Here is a 13,125-nt window from a genome sequence, read left to right on the forward strand (position 1 = left end):
CAACTGGCGAGCCTGCGTTGCACGCCGAACCTCGACACCTGGCGTCCGGCCGACGCGGTGGAATCCGCCGTGGCCTGGAAAAACGCCCTGGAGCGCAAGGACGGCCCTTCGGCGCTGATCTTCTCCCGGCAGAACCTGCAGCACCAGACCCGCGATGCCGTGCAGATCGACAACATCAGCCGTGGTGGTTATGTGTTGAAGGATTGTGCGGGCGAGCCTGAGCTGATCCTGATCGCGACCGGTTCGGAAGTGGGCCTGGCGGTGCAGGCGTTCGACAAGCTGACCGAGCAGGGCCGCAAGGTTCGTGTGGTGTCGATGCCGTGCACCAGCATTTTCGATGCCCAGGATGCCAGCTACAAGCAGGAAGTGCTGCCGCTGCAGATCGGTGCGCGTATCGCCATCGAAGCCGCCCATGCCGACTACTGGTACAAGTACGTGGGCCTGGAAGGCCGTGTGATCGGCATGACCACCTACGGTGAGTCGGCACCTGCGCCAGCCTTGTTCGAAGAGTTCGGCTTCACCCTGGAAAATATCCTGGGTCAGGCTGAAGAGCTGCTGGAAGACTAAGTCCGGGAGTGGGGTTGTCTGCTCCGGCCTCTTCGCGGGCAAGCTCCGCTCCCACAGTGTCCGTGTCTGGCCAAAAGTTGTGGCACGACATCAAACCTGTGGGAGCGGAGCTTGCCCGCGAAGGCGGCCTCACAGACACCGCCTAACCCCCAGACTCACAGGCAAGCCCGTTCCCACAAAACCCCTGCTTCGGCACGGGTTGCTTGATATTCAAGCCTCGGCGAGATCCCCATGCCCCAACCGCGTCCTTACAGAGTTGCACTCAACGGCTATGGCCGTATCGGTCGTTGTGTCCTGCGTGCGCTGTTCGAGCGAGGGGATCGGGCCGGTTTTGAAATCGTTGCCCTCAACGATCTGGCCGATATGGCCAGCCTCGAATACCTGACACGTTTCGACTCCACCCACGGCCGCTTTCCTGGCGAAGTGCGGGTCGAGGACGATTGTCTGCATATCAATGGTCACTGCGTGAAAGTTTTCCGCTGTGCCACCCCCGAACACATCGACTGGGCCGCGCTCGACGTCGACCTGGTGCTGGAATGCTCCGGCGCCTACCACACCCGCGAGGACGGCGAGCGCTTCCTCGCCGCCGGCGCGCCCCGGGTGTTGTTCTCCCAGCCGATGGCCAGCGAGACCGATGTCGACGCCACCATCGTCTACGGCGTCAACCAGGACTGCCTGACCGGCGACGAGCGTCTGGTCTCCAACGCCTCCTGCACCACCAACTGCGGCGTGCCGCTGTTGCGCCTGCTGGACCAGGCCATCGGCCTGGAATACGTGTCCATCACCACCATTCACTCGGCGATGAACGACCAGCCGGTGATCGACGCCTACCACGCCGAAGACCTGCGCCGGACGCGCTCGGCGTTCCAGTCGGTGATCCCGGTGTCCACCGGTCTGGCGCGGGGCATCGAACGCCTGCTGCCGGAACTTGCCGGGCGAATCCAGGCCAAAGCCGTACGGGTGCCGACGGTGAACGTGTCCTGCCTCGACATCACGATGCAGACCGTCAGCGACACCGATGCCGTGGAGGTCAACCGGATCCTGCGCGAGGCCGCCACCAGCGGCCCGCTCAAGGGCCTGCTGGCCTATACCGAGCTGCCCCACGCCAGCTGTGATTTCAACCATGACCCTCATTCGGCGATTGTCGATGCGAGTCAGACCCGCGTTTCCGGCCCGAGGCTGGTCAACGTGCTGGCCTGGTTCGACAACGAATGGGGTTTTGCCAACCGAATGATCGACGTTGCAGAACATTACCTGCACGTTGTCCACCAACAACCGTAAACCAGAGATTGCGACCATGACCGTGTTGAAGATGACCGACCTCGATCTGCAAGGTAAGCGCGTACTGATCCGCGAAGACCTCAACGTCCCCGTCAAGGACGGTGTTGTCACCAGCGATGCGCGTATCCTGGCTTCGCTGCCGACCATCAAGCTGGCCCTGGAAAAAGGCGCGGCGGTCATGATCTGCTCGCACCTGGGCCGTCCGACCGAAGGCGAGTTCTCGGCCGAGAACAGCCTCAAGCCGGTCGCCGACTACCTGAGCAAGGCCCTGGGCCGTGATGTGCCGCTGCTGGCCGATTACCTGAACGGTGTCGAGATCAAGGCCGGCGATATCGTGCTGTTCGAAAACGTGCGCTTCAACAAGGGCGAGAAAAAGAACAGCGACGAGTTGGCCAAGCAATACGCCGCCCTGTGCGACGTGTTTGTGATGGACGCCTTTGGCACCGCGCACCGCGCCGAGGGTTCGACCCACGGCGTGGCCAAGTTCGCCAAGGTGGCCGCTGCTGGTCCGCTGCTGGCCGCCGAACTGGATGCACTGGGCAAGGCCCTGGGCGCCCCGGCCCAGCCGATGGCTGCCATCGTCGCCGGTTCCAAGGTCTCGACCAAACTCGACGTGCTCAACAGCCTGAGCCAGATCTGCAACCAGCTGATTGTCGGTGGCGGCATCGCCAACACTTTCCTGGCCGCAGCCGGTCATCCAGTGGGCAAGTCCCTCTACGAGCCGGACCTGCTCGACACCGCCCGCGCCATCGCCGCCAAGGTCAGCGTTCCGTTGCCAGTGGACGTGGTGGTGGCCAAGGAGTTTGCTGAGAGCGCCGTGGCGACCGTGAAACTGATCGCCGACGTGGCTGCTGACGACATGATCCTGGATATCGGCCCGCAAACCGCCGCGCACTTCGCCGAACTGCTGAAGTCGTCGAAGACCATCCTCTGGAACGGTCCGGTCGGTGTGTTCGAATTCGACCAGTTCGGCAACGGCACCAAGGTCCTGGCCCAGGCCATCGCCGACAGCTCGGCGTTTTCCATTGCCGGTGGTGGCGACACCTTGGCGGCCATCGACAAGTACGGTGTTGCCAAGGATATCTCCTACATCTCCACCGGTGGTGGTGCTTTCCTCGAGTTCGTCGAGGGCAAGGTACTGCCGGCCGTGGAAGTGCTGGAAGCGCGCGCCAAGGCCTGAGCCCCGAATACGACGCATCGTCCGGGACCCGGGAACGGGGTTGTCCCTGACGGGTCAGATTCACTACGTGCAGTGCTGGCGGCCAGGGGTCGCCAGTCGAGGAACCGGCATGAAAGGCTTTATCGCCCTTGTTTCACTGGCAGCACTGAGTGGTTGCGCGGCTTTCAATGCCACCTTCAACCAGGCGTCGGCTCCGGCGGACAACTGGACGCACTGGACCTGTGACAGTCACGCCGAAGTGCTCTGGCGTTATGTCGACACGACGCAGCAGGCGGTGGATGTGCGCTTGGCCAGCGGTGACCAGGTGTACCGTCTCAAACCCGAGATCGGTGCCGTCGACAGCGGTGTGCTTTACAGCGATAACGTTTTGGCGTTTCACAAAAAAGGTGAGGAAGGCCTGGTTTACTGGGTTGCCACCAACGATTTGATCGGCCGGGCCTGCAAGGCGCAATAACGGCCGAGCGCGGTCCCCTGTAGGAGCGAGCTTGCTCGCGATGGACGTTAATGATAACTCGGGGTACCTGATACCCCGCGGTGCCTGAACCACCATCGCGAGCAAGCTCGCTCCTACAAGGGGCCGGCGTTTGACACTGAATCCGCAGGCCGGGCTGACCCCTGATCTGCAATGACTTGAATAGCAGCCGCCGCTCCGGCAGGCTTGCACGATTAACGACCCTCGACCGGGAGAGACACACACAATGGCACTTATCAGCATGCGCCAGATGTTGGACCACGCAGCCGAATACGGCTACGGCGTTCCAGCCTTCAACGTCAACAACCTTGAGCAGATGCGCGCCATCATGGAAGCCGCTGACAAGACTGACTCCCCGGTGATCGTCCAGGCTTCGGCCGGTGCCCGCAAATACGCCGGTGCCCCGTTCCTGCGTCACCTGATCCTGGCCGCCATCGAAGAATTCCCGCATATCCCGGTGTGCATGCACCAGGACCACGGCACCAGCCCGGACGTCTGCCAGCGCTCCATCCAACTGGGCTTCAGCTCGGTGATGATGGACGGTTCCCTGGGCGAAGACGGCAAGACCCCGACCGACTACGACTACAACGTCCGCGTGACCCAACAGACCGTGGCCATGGCTCACGCCTGTGGTGTTTCGGTTGAAGGCGAGCTGGGTTGCCTGGGTTCGCTGGAAACCGGCATGGCCGGTGAAGAAGACGGTATCGGCGCCGAAGGCGTGCTCGATCACAGCCAGATGCTGACCGATCCGGAAGAAGCCGCAGACTTCGTCAAGAAGACCCAGGTCGACGCCCTGGCCATCGCCATCGGCACCAGCCACGGCGCCTACAAGTTCACCAAGCCGCCTACCGGTGACGTGCTGGCGATCGACCGCATCAAGGAAATCCACAAGCGCATCCCCAACACCCACCTGGTGATGCACGGTTCCTCTTCGGTGCCGCAAGAGTGGCTGGCGATCATCAACCAGTACGGTGGCGACATCAAGGAAACCTACGGCGTCCCGGTTGAAGAAATCGTCGAAGGCATCAAGCACGGCGTGCGCAAGGTCAATATCGACACCGACCTGCGCCTGGCGTCCACCGGTGCGATGCGTCGCCTGATGGCCACCAACCCGAGCGAGTTCGACCCGCGCAAATTCTTCGGCGCCACCGTGACCGCCATGCGTGACGTGTGTATCGCCCGTTACGAAGCCTTTGGGACTGCCGGCAACGCTTCGAAGATCAAGCCGATCTCCCTGGAAGCGATGTTCCAGCGTTACCTGAAAGGTGAGTTGAACGCCAAGGTCAACTAAGACCACTGGGTGTTATAAAAAACCGTCGAAAGACGGTTTTTTATTGTTCGTTTTTTGACCACGTTGATCGTTGTTTCTGACATAAGGTGCTTGGGAATGTCCGCTAAGGTGGACATAATCGATTTTTTTAGTGAGCAATATCCGCTATAGGTTACAAAATGCTGATCCTCAACCCGGTCGCTCTCGGCGAAAGAGTGCGTCTCTTGCGGCGTGCGAAAGGTTACAGCCAAGCTCGGCTTGCGGAGAGGGCCCATTGCAACCGTAAAACCATTATCGATCTTGAGGCTGGTGAGAATGTGGGGCTCCATACCTTGTTTCGAGTGACCGCATCCCTCGGTATGGCCCTTGACCTGGTCGATGAGCGCATTGACCTCAAGTCTCTTGCGGAACTGGTCGAGCGCGATGAGTAGAGTCAATCAACTGGAGGTGGTTGTGCCTCACAAGTGATCGCCCTTGTATCCGACTTCAGGGGGATGAAAGGAGTGACCTTGCCAGATATCGCCGACCTTTACCTCTTCACCCGGATTGACGGCGATCCAGCGCCAACCCCGAAGGTGAGTGGGGTGATAGTTTGGCTTGTCTTTTGACTCCATTATTTCACTCACGTAAAAACCGTGAACACTGGATTCCATGACCAAGGCCCATTTCATATCCACCTCTACATGTTGCTAATAGTAGGTGTGGAAAGTGTTACTTACGGTTTGAAAGTTGGTCTACTGTCAATGCTGACAGTTTTATATACAGTTTCCGAATATCGAATAGCACCTTAAAGCATAAAGCGGCGTTTTGAGAGGCGGGGATACCAGTCTGTTGTTTGGCAATGACTGAGTCATTGAATCTGTAAAGGGAACGACTTTATGGAAGCTTACAGAATATGAGGAAGTCGGAAATAATATAAAAAACTGTCAGTTCTGACAGTAGTCAGAAGTGTTCGAGTCCGGCACTTTCAGGGTTCATTTACTGTAAGGGAGTGTACGGTCATGAGCTCAAAGGGCAAGAAGGTAAAAAAAGCAGAGGTGGGTTTTAAAGGTCCGGCTAAGGCTACGCTCGCGCCGGAGGTGAAACCCGGTTTCAAGGGCGCGGCTGAGGCCACGCTCAAGCCGGAGGTGGCACCAAAAGGTCAGGCCAAGCCTTAGTCGCCATACTGGGCAAGGCTGCGAGCGATAAGCTCAAGCCTGATATAAAAGGGCGGCGGAATGATTGATTATCCGCCGCCTTCCTCGTGGCTCTCCGCGTTTACGCCGGCCCTATGGCCGCGCCTTCCAGCAGCGCATCCACCACCGCCCGGGCCATTTCCACGGAGCGGACCATGGAGCCGATCAGGCCGCGCTCAATACCACTGGCGTCAGTGATTTCATCGGAGATTTCTTCCGCTCCAATCAGCAACAGTGAAACATGCCGCAACGCTTCTTCGGCAGTGATACCGGGGCGGACGGCAAACAGTGGGTGATTTTCTCCGTCGAGACAGCCGAAAGTTTTCAGGCCGGTGGAGGGCAGGCTGTCCAGCAGGGGACGCTTGCTGTCGCGCATCACTTGCAGCAAGGCTTCGTTGGTTTCTCTGAGGATCGCGGTGATGCGCTGGCGGGTGTAGTTGATGGGTGGATCGGGGACGAGCTTTTTCATGATTCGTGACTTCCTGTGGATAACAAGAAGCTGCCGGCTCTCACTTCCACGCAAGAAGGTGGCAGCTGTACGCAGGTGTGGAAGACCGGGCCACAGAAAACCCCGGCGCACCCGAAGGTACCCCGCGCACAGCCGCCATGACACGAATGAACAGTCGAATTCGTATTTGAGCGCCTGTGCACTTTTCTGGGCTTCGGACTTCCACATCCGACCACTGATAAGCAGTGGTGAACGAAGACTAGACGCGAAGAATTCAAAGGCGCAAGCCGCTCAGGGGCGATTACAATTTTCTAGGAAATGGCCTGCAAATGACAGCGTAAAAATCTGACAGGTCATCCCAGGTTATGTATAGCGTTGGTACGGACCTCAACAGCAGGGGCATTAACCGTTGTGGCGGTCATCAAGCGCGTCTACACCGCCCGCGATCGAATGGTTGAACTGGGGCGCTTCAGAGGCACCCGCAACCGGTGTATCGTTTCCATACGATGCGTCGGTTACCTGCTAATTTGCATTCTTTACCATGAATACATCTTCATTAGGACTTTAAAAGTCTTATATGCGTACCAGCTTAAATTTTTGGTTTGCCGTGCCTGCATAGCCCGACGTGATAATGTCAGTATTATTGGCAGTGATAGATTGTTTTACATCCAATACGAGTTCTCCTGCGCTAACGATATAGACAAAGCCGTTGCCTGCATCTCTAACGCTCCAGCGATGGCTCTTAGATAATGAATTGCCATAATTGTAAGCGACTACGCTATCGGCTTTAATCGAGGAAAGATATAGGTCTCGCTCTTTTCCGTTTCTAATTGTGTATGTATAATCATTTTCTTCGTTGAAAAATATCCATGTGGATTCGGTCTCGTTGTTGTCCTGAAAAAGCTTAACATTGCGCTCCTGGTTTCCCCCGCTTAGAGACATATCAACGAGCCAGTTAGGATAAGATAAAGATGAGTAGATTTTATAGGTGCCAAGAGGCACTTTCATATTGTTCCCTGGGGCCCCCTTGGTCGTCTGCTCTGAGGTTTTTCCGTCACCTGAGATGGTTTCATTTTTCATGATAAAACTCCTTGGTATTTTGCATCGCATGGGGGTGGAACTCATCCGGATGAGCACTCTGTCCGAAGGGGCGCCACGTGGACTCAAATGCCAGGGAAAACACACTCCTGAGGGGTCGTTGCTGGATATTTTGAGCAGGCTTTGCAAACCGGTCTACTGTCAGAAATGACAGGTTTATAGATGGTTTTTGAATAGTGAGTAGTGCCTTAAAATATAAAGCAATGTTTTAATTGATCTGTGAGTTATGGCGGCTTGGATACTTGAATGTGGCGAGCGGGCTTGCCCTAATGCCGTTCAGTCAAGGTCGAGCGCAGTTCCTGTAGGAGCATGGCTTGTCGGGACGCCGCATCGCAGCGAAGGGGCCCGTAAGACCGTCAAAAGCTTCGCGGGCAAGCCCTGCTCCTACAGGTTAGGTGGTGTTTTCAATATCTCATTTTCTTGACTGAACGGCATTAGGGCAAGCCCGTTCGCCACAAGACCGCGTTCAGCGGCCTCACATTTCGAATTGCATATAGCATCACTATCGCTTTAAAGGTTCCCTATTTTGACCAGTTTGAATTTCTGATTGGTCGATCCTTTATAAGGCCAAGCGAGAATCCTGGTGTTATCCACCGTGTTAGAGCCCTCCACATCCAATACGTGACCGCTAGCTTTGTTCTCGATATAGACCACGTTGGTACCCGCGCTCTTGAAAATCCAATGATAAGCCCGTGATTGCGAGGATGTATCATATGAAGCATATACGCCAGAATCCCCGATCACTTTGAGCATTAGCTGAGTCAATTTCCCATTGTTAATGATGTGCGCGTCGTGGGCGCTAATGTAAGAGATTTTCCATGTGGATTCGGGTTCGTTATTGTCATGGAATAGCTTGACGCTGTGGTCGTCTATAATGCCGCCACTCAGAGACATGTCAATAACATGGGTATTGGTTAAGGAGGTGTAAATTTTATAGACGCCGTCTGGAATTTTTATAGCCGCACCGGGTGCATCCTTGGGTGTCTGCTCAGAGGCTTCGCCGTCAACGGAGGTGGTTTTATCTTGCATGATAGCTCTCCTTGGTATGTCGCGTAGCATGGGCGTGGTGCTCTTTGGATAAGCGCTCTTTCCGAAGGGGCGCCACGTAGATTCAAATGCCAGGGAAAGCACCCTCCTGATGGGTCGTTATTAAATATTTTGGAGGCGAGACGTCAATATAATACCCACAACCGGCGCATCGTTTCTCAGCGATGCGCCGGTTGCCCGCCAGTCAGACATCCTTGCGCCATGAATCTCACTTTGGTCCATCGATTTTTAATAGTTTGAATTTCTGATTTTTCGAACCCACATGACGATAATTGATGATGCTGGAGTTATCCTCCGTATGGGAACCTGCCACATCCATCACTTTGCCGTCATATTTATTTTCAAGATAGTAGAGGTCGGGGCCCGCACTCTTGAACATCCACAGTTGGGCAGGCCGCTCGGTGATAGGTGACGCCCCTACACTGTCGTCTTTCATCTCTCCGGCAGCCAGATCTTTTTCCCTTTGGTTGATAAGCAGGTAGTATCCACCTGGCCTACGGAGAAGCCCCCACGTGGATTCGAGTGAACTATTATCATGGTACAGCTTAATACGGTGGACGCGCTGGTCGCTCCCGCTCACAGCCATATCAACAACACTGGTATTATTTAAATTCGTGTAGATTTTATAGATACCCTCTTCGATCTCCACAGCCCCGCCCGGGGCGCCCTTGGCCGTTTTTTCAGGGCCTGTAGCATCACGAGGGATCGCTTCATCTTTCATGACAACTCTCCTTATAGATTGCGTAGTACCCATGGCGTGTTCACGTGATGAACACCACTTTCGAAGTGGCATGTAACAACCCGGAGCGCTGGATTCCATGACCCAGACCTCTTCCATACCCGCCTCTGCATGCCAGTAATCGTCAGTTACTGAATAGATTGAGCACGCTTTGCAAACCGGTCTACTGTCAGAACTGACAGGTTTATAGACGGTTTCCGAATAGGGAAGAGCGCCTCAATGCATAAAAGCTCTCTTTAAGAAGCGGCGGTAATATCACCCCTTCACATGATCAATATCCAACTTGTAGAAGGTCACCATCCCGCCCTCGCTGGTGTAGCCGGTATTGTCCTGCACATAGACCCCGGCCTTGAAATACAGCGGCTTTTCACGCCAGGTGCTGCTGATCTGGGTGTACCAGGACGCATCGGCGGCCTGCACGCTCAGATAACCGCCGCGACTCAGGTGAATCACATAAGTGAAGGCTTTATCCAACGGCACATTGTCGGCGATCTCGATCACCCGGCTTTTCTTGTCGTCGGGGTGGTTGCGGATCTTCACCACGATGATCCCGCTCTTGCGGCTGTCCTTGTACTGGTACTCGACCTTGAGCATCGGCTGGGTGCTGTTGTACGCATGGATCTGGCCGATGACGATCTTGCCCGACGAGGGCACCTGGTTCACCGCCAGGGTTGCGCGCAGGTAGTTGTTGGACTCGCTGTACAACCAGTTGCGCAGCCGGCCATCGGGCCAGGTCTCGCGCAATTCGCTGCGCGGGTAGATGGCGTTTTCGGTCTTGGAACCGGTGACCGGCGACCAGAAGAACAAGGTGCCGCTGTCGGAGTGAAAGTACTGATCCTTGAAGCCCTGCACCAGCTTGGGCGTATCGATCGTCGCCGGCGGGGTACCGACGGGAACGCTGAGGTTCCAGGTGGTCAGGTCGATCATGTCTGTTCCTTCCTTGTAAGCCGTTTACGCGCGGGCCGCGATTGAGCCTGGGAAAATTCAGACAAACCGCTTGGGGCCGCGCTTTCGGCGTCCTTTATAACGGCTGAAGAATAGTTTGTTAACGCCGAACCGGCGAACGGTTGACGCCAATCCGTCGACGAAGCCGGCCCGCGCGGCCCGCTATAGAAGGATCGTGTTGGGCTTTTATTAAGAAGCGATATAAACACCTGTTATTTATGACAGTTGTTTTTCACGGGGCGACTTCCCACGATGAACGTTCCATCGCTAACAAAAAAAGGGTCTCACTATGGACGAAGAGGAAGCACAGAACGAGCCTGAATATCTGAAGTACTTCAAGCGCAAACAAAAAATCAACCTGCGCGGCAGGCTGCACGGCGGGACGGTGGAGTCCGAGCGCGGCGAGCTGTGCAGCATCGACTGGACGCACCGAACACTGACCTATCACGGCGAATTCGGCTTATACAATACGGTGCGTTTCGACGAAATCTACGAAATTGAACCAATTGCGGAATATAGGACCTCATAACACTGACCGGCCGTATTAACGGTCGTCACCGTGGTATGACGCGGTCTTGCAGGCCCGAGGCGTTTTCCGGGCCGCGTCCTGAAGGTGATAAACGACCGTTAGTCGGGAGATTGTGGCCATGTCTGGATGATGGCCTATTGCTCACTACGCTTTGCACAATCCCGGTCTAGAGTAGTCCTTAGGTTTAGCCCGGTTTCCTAGATTTCCGGTGGAGTTCCCCGAACAAGAGAAGCAGCATGGATTGCGTGCAACAGATACCCGGTGATGGTAGTTCCGTCCTTCTGGTCGTCGATGATTACCCTGAAAATCTGATCAGCATGCGTGCCTTGCTGGAACGTCAGGATTGGCAGGTGGTTACTGCCGCCTCAGGCATTGAGGCACTGACGTTGCTGCTTGAGCATGAGATTGACCTGGTGCTGCTGGATGTACAGATGCCCGGGATGGACGGTTTTGAAGTGGCCCGCCTGATGCGCGGCAGCCAGCGCACCCGTCTGACCCCGATTATTTTCCTCACCGCCAACGAGCAGTCCCCGGACGCTGTGATCAAGGGCTATGCCAGTGGCGCGGTGGATTACCTGTTCAAGCCCTTCAACCCCGATATCCTCAGGCCCAAGGTCCAGGCGTTGCTGGAACAACAGCGTAACCGCCGGGCCCTGCAATGCCTGAGCCGCGATCTGGAAGCCGCGCGGGCGTTCAATGCCTCGGTGCTGGAGAATGCCGCCGAAGGCATTCTGGTGGTCAACGAAGACGGCACGATCCGCTTCGCCAACCCGGCCATTTCGCGCTTGCTCAATCTGTCGCTGGACGCCCTGGCCGGCCAGCCGTTCCTGGATTTCCTGCAGAACCCGCACTTTCCCAACTGGCACAGCTCATTGCTGTACGAGGAGTACCGCAAGGGCGAAACCTATCGCCTGCATGATGCGTATTTGCGCACCAGCCAGGACCAGATGCTGCCGGTGGCCTTGTCCTGCGCACCGCTGCCCGCCGACCAGAAGGCCATGGTGGTGACGGTGCTGGACATGTCGGTGGTGCGGCACTTGCACCAGCAACTGGAGTTCCAGGCGGTCACCGACCCGTTGACCGGCTTGCTCAACCGCCGGGGGTTCTACCAGACGGCGGAAAATACCCTGCGCCGCAGCGACAGCGCGGAAAAGTCCCTGGTGCTGATGTACCTGGATCTCGACGGCTTCAAACGGGTCAACGATTCCCTGGGGCACGAAGCCGGCGACCGGGTGCTGCGCTGGGTCTCGGAACAGTTGAAGTCCTGCCTCAATCCCTTCGATATTCTTGCGCGCATGGGCGGTGATGAGTTCACCACCCTGCTCAATCTGGAGCACCCGGAGCAGGCGGCGAAAATCGCCGAGCGGTTGATCGAGCGGGTTTCGATTCGCCAGCAAATCGACGGCATGGAAATGACGCTCGGCGTCAGCATCGGCATTGCCACTTACCCCGATTGCGGGGCCAATCTCGATGGCCTGCTGCGGGCGGCGGATATCGCCATGTATGAGGCCAAGCGCGCCGGCCGTCAGCAGTATCGCTACTACGACCACGAGATGAATGGTCGGGCCCGCTCGCGCCTGATGCTCGAGGAAAGTGTCCGTTCGGCGATCGAGGGCAAGGAATTCAAGATGGTCTACCAGCCCCAGGTGTCCCTGGAGGATGGCCGCCTGCGCGGGTTCGAGGCGTTGCTGCGCTGGCACCATCCGAGTGTCGGTGATGTGCCGCCGGGGTTGTTCCTGCCTTTATTGGAAGAAGTACGGCTGATCAGCCGGCTGGGCAGTTGGATCTATCGCCAGGCGGCCACTCAGCGGCATGCCTGGAGTGGCGTGTTTGCCGATGACCTGGTGCTGAGCGTCAGCCTGAGCGCCACACAGTTCTGTATGCCGAACCTGGCGGACGAGTTGCAGGAGGTGCTGGAGCGCCATGACCTGCGGGCGCACCAGCTGGAAGTCGAGGTCACGGAGGCGGCGCTGATGCAGGACTACGAGGCTTCGCGCAAGCAACTGCGGCGGATCCGCGCCCAGGGCGTGCGCGTGGCCCTGGACGATTTCGGTTCGGGACACTGTTCGCTGAACCACCTGCGTGACCTCGAGTTGGACACGCTCAAGCTCGACCGACAGTTGATCGCCAAGATCCTCGACTCACCACGGGATGCGGCCCTGGCCCGCACGGTGATCGACCTGTGCAAGGAGTTTGGTTTGCTGGTGATCGCCGAGGGCGTGGAAACCGTGGAGCAATGGCAGTGGCTCAAGGCCAATGGTTGCCCGATGGTCCAGGGCTTCCTGGTGGCCCGGCCGCTGACGGCCAAGGACGCCACCGGCTTCGGCTCGGCGTTTGACTGGAGCGCGTTGTCCGCCTGAATTCGCTACACTGG

The 13,125-nt window shown here is 57.1% G+C and carries 15 protein-coding genes; 9 read left to right on the plus strand and 6 right to left on the minus strand.

Going from position 1 to position 13,125, the window contains the following annotated elements; all coding sequences use genetic code 11:
- The 6 genes from HX830_RS32125 to HX830_RS13495 all read left to right on the plus strand — a co-directional run.
- Window positions 1-567: transketolase-like TK C-terminal-containing protein (locus HX830_RS32125; RefSeq protein ID WP_305729206.1), on the plus strand; the 567-nt coding region annotated here is incomplete at its 5' end.
- Between the two features lie 231 nt (window positions 568-798).
- Window positions 799-1,848, plus strand: a complete 1,050-nt coding sequence (gene epd / locus HX830_RS13475) for an erythrose-4-phosphate dehydrogenase (RefSeq protein ID WP_177100704.1) — start codon at window positions 799-801, stop codon at window positions 1,846-1,848.
- 16 nt (window positions 1,849-1,864) lie between these two features.
- Window positions 1,865-3,028, plus strand: a complete 1,164-nt coding sequence (locus HX830_RS13480; RefSeq protein ID WP_103499133.1) for a phosphoglycerate kinase — start codon at window positions 1,865-1,867, stop codon at window positions 3,026-3,028.
- 109 nt (window positions 3,029-3,137) lie between these two features.
- Window positions 3,138-3,482 carry an MliC family protein gene (locus HX830_RS13485; RefSeq protein WP_103499132.1) on the plus strand — a complete coding sequence of 115 codons (345 nt, stop codon included), beginning with the start codon at window positions 3,138-3,140 and terminating at the stop codon, window positions 3,480-3,482.
- Window positions 3,483-3,726: 244 nt separating this feature from the next.
- Window positions 3,727-4,791, plus strand: coding sequence for a class II fructose-bisphosphate aldolase (gene fba, locus HX830_RS13490; protein WP_100942561.1), 1,065 nt, complete (start codon window positions 3,727-3,729; stop codon window positions 4,789-4,791).
- Between the two features lie 158 nt (window positions 4,792-4,949).
- Window positions 4,950-5,201, plus strand: a complete 252-nt coding sequence (locus tag HX830_RS13495; RefSeq protein ID WP_177100706.1) for a helix-turn-helix transcriptional regulator — start codon at window positions 4,950-4,952, stop codon at window positions 5,199-5,201.
- A gap of 27 nt (window positions 5,202-5,228) precedes the next feature.
- On the opposite strand, the gene HX830_RS13500 is transcribed toward HX830_RS13495, so the two are convergent.
- Window positions 5,229-5,441 (minus strand): hypothetical protein, encoded by a 213-nt coding sequence (locus HX830_RS13500; protein ID WP_103499131.1) that lies wholly within the window; start codon window positions 5,439-5,441, stop codon window positions 5,229-5,231.
- A 330-nt stretch (window positions 5,442-5,771) separates the two neighbouring features.
- Between HX830_RS13500 and HX830_RS13505 the strand changes: the two genes are divergently transcribed.
- A complete protein-coding gene (locus HX830_RS13505) occupies window positions 5,772-5,927 on the plus strand; it encodes a hypothetical protein (protein WP_177100708.1) in 156 nt (51 codons plus the stop codon).
- Window positions 5,928-6,027: 100 nt separating this feature from the next.
- Here HX830_RS13505 and HX830_RS13510 read toward each other — a convergent pair whose 3' ends face one another.
- From HX830_RS13510 to HX830_RS13530, 5 genes are all read right to left on the minus strand, one after another.
- On the minus strand, window positions 6,028-6,414 hold the full coding sequence (locus tag HX830_RS13510; protein WP_177100710.1) for a DUF3077 domain-containing protein: 387 nt from the start codon (window positions 6,412-6,414) through the stop codon (window positions 6,028-6,030).
- 552 nt (window positions 6,415-6,966) lie between these two features.
- A complete protein-coding gene (locus HX830_RS13515; protein ID WP_177100712.1) occupies window positions 6,967-7,473 on the minus strand; it encodes an RICIN domain-containing protein in 507 nt (168 codons plus the stop codon).
- A gap of 528 nt (window positions 7,474-8,001) precedes the next feature.
- Window positions 8,002-8,520, minus strand: a complete 519-nt coding sequence (locus HX830_RS13520) for an RICIN domain-containing protein (protein ID WP_177100714.1) — start codon at window positions 8,518-8,520, stop codon at window positions 8,002-8,004.
- A gap of 226 nt (window positions 8,521-8,746) precedes the next feature.
- Window positions 8,747-9,259: an RICIN domain-containing protein gene (locus HX830_RS13525; RefSeq protein ID WP_177100716.1), complete on the minus strand. Its 513-nt coding sequence runs from the start codon at window positions 9,257-9,259 to the stop codon at window positions 8,747-8,749.
- A 273-nt stretch (window positions 9,260-9,532) separates the two neighbouring features.
- Complete coding sequence (locus HX830_RS13530) at window positions 9,533-10,204, minus strand: polysaccharide lyase family 7 protein (RefSeq protein WP_152741136.1); 672 nt, start codon at window positions 10,202-10,204, stop codon at window positions 9,533-9,535.
- A 307-nt stretch (window positions 10,205-10,511) separates the two neighbouring features.
- On the opposite strand from HX830_RS13530, the gene HX830_RS13535 reads away from it, so the two are divergent.
- Both HX830_RS13535 and HX830_RS13540 read left to right on the plus strand, forming a co-directional pair.
- Window positions 10,512-10,751: a hypothetical protein gene (locus tag HX830_RS13535; protein ID WP_103499125.1), complete on the plus strand. Its 240-nt coding sequence runs from the start codon at window positions 10,512-10,514 to the stop codon at window positions 10,749-10,751.
- Between the two features lie 236 nt (window positions 10,752-10,987).
- On the plus strand, window positions 10,988-13,111 hold the full coding sequence (locus tag HX830_RS13540) for a putative bifunctional diguanylate cyclase/phosphodiesterase (protein ID WP_152741135.1): 2,124 nt from the start codon (window positions 10,988-10,990) through the stop codon (window positions 13,109-13,111).
- The last annotated feature ends 14 nt before the right edge of the window (window positions 13,112-13,125 follow it).

It is taken from the genome of Pseudomonas gingeri (genome assembly GCF_013385425.1).
In the GTDB taxonomy this organism is placed as follows: Bacteria; Pseudomonadota; Gammaproteobacteria; order Pseudomonadales; family Pseudomonadaceae; genus Aquipseudomonas; species Aquipseudomonas gingeri_D.

Coding starts and splice junctions, on each gene's coding strand:
- HX830_RS13525 (WP_177100716.1), bottom strand. CDS start 9,259: ATGAAAGATGAAGCGATCCCTCGTGATGCTACAGGCCCTGAAAAAACG.
- HX830_RS13520 (WP_177100714.1), bottom strand. CDS start 8,520: ATGCAAGATAAAACCACCTCCGTTGACGGCGAAGCCTCTGAGCAGACA.
- HX830_RS13480 (WP_103499133.1), top strand. CDS start 1,865: ATGACCGTGTTGAAGATGACCGACCTCGATCTGCAAGGTAAGCGCGTA.
- HX830_RS13495 (WP_177100706.1), top strand. CDS start 4,950: ATGCTGATCCTCAACCCGGTCGCTCTCGGCGAAAGAGTGCGTCTCTTG.
- HX830_RS13500 (WP_103499131.1), bottom strand. CDS start 5,441: ATGAAATGGGCCTTGGTCATGGAATCCAGTGTTCACGGTTTTTACGTG.
- epd (WP_177100704.1), top strand. CDS start 799: ATGCCCCAACCGCGTCCTTACAGAGTTGCACTCAACGGCTATGGCCGT.
- HX830_RS13515 (WP_177100712.1), bottom strand. CDS start 7,473: ATGAAAAATGAAACCATCTCAGGTGACGGAAAAACCTCAGAGCAGACG.
- HX830_RS13535 (WP_103499125.1), top strand. CDS start 10,512: ATGGACGAAGAGGAAGCACAGAACGAGCCTGAATATCTGAAGTACTTC.
- HX830_RS13485 (WP_103499132.1), top strand. CDS start 3,138: ATGAAAGGCTTTATCGCCCTTGTTTCACTGGCAGCACTGAGTGGTTGC.
- HX830_RS13540 (WP_152741135.1), top strand. CDS start 10,988: ATGGATTGCGTGCAACAGATACCCGGTGATGGTAGTTCCGTCCTTCTG.
- HX830_RS13530 (WP_152741136.1), bottom strand. CDS start 10,204: ATGATCGACCTGACCACCTGGAACCTCAGCGTTCCCGTCGGTACCCCG.
- fba (WP_100942561.1), top strand. CDS start 3,727: ATGGCACTTATCAGCATGCGCCAGATGTTGGACCACGCAGCCGAATAC.
- HX830_RS13505 (WP_177100708.1), top strand. CDS start 5,772: ATGAGCTCAAAGGGCAAGAAGGTAAAAAAAGCAGAGGTGGGTTTTAAA.
- HX830_RS13510 (WP_177100710.1), bottom strand. CDS start 6,414: ATGAAAAAGCTCGTCCCCGATCCACCCATCAACTACACCCGCCAGCGC.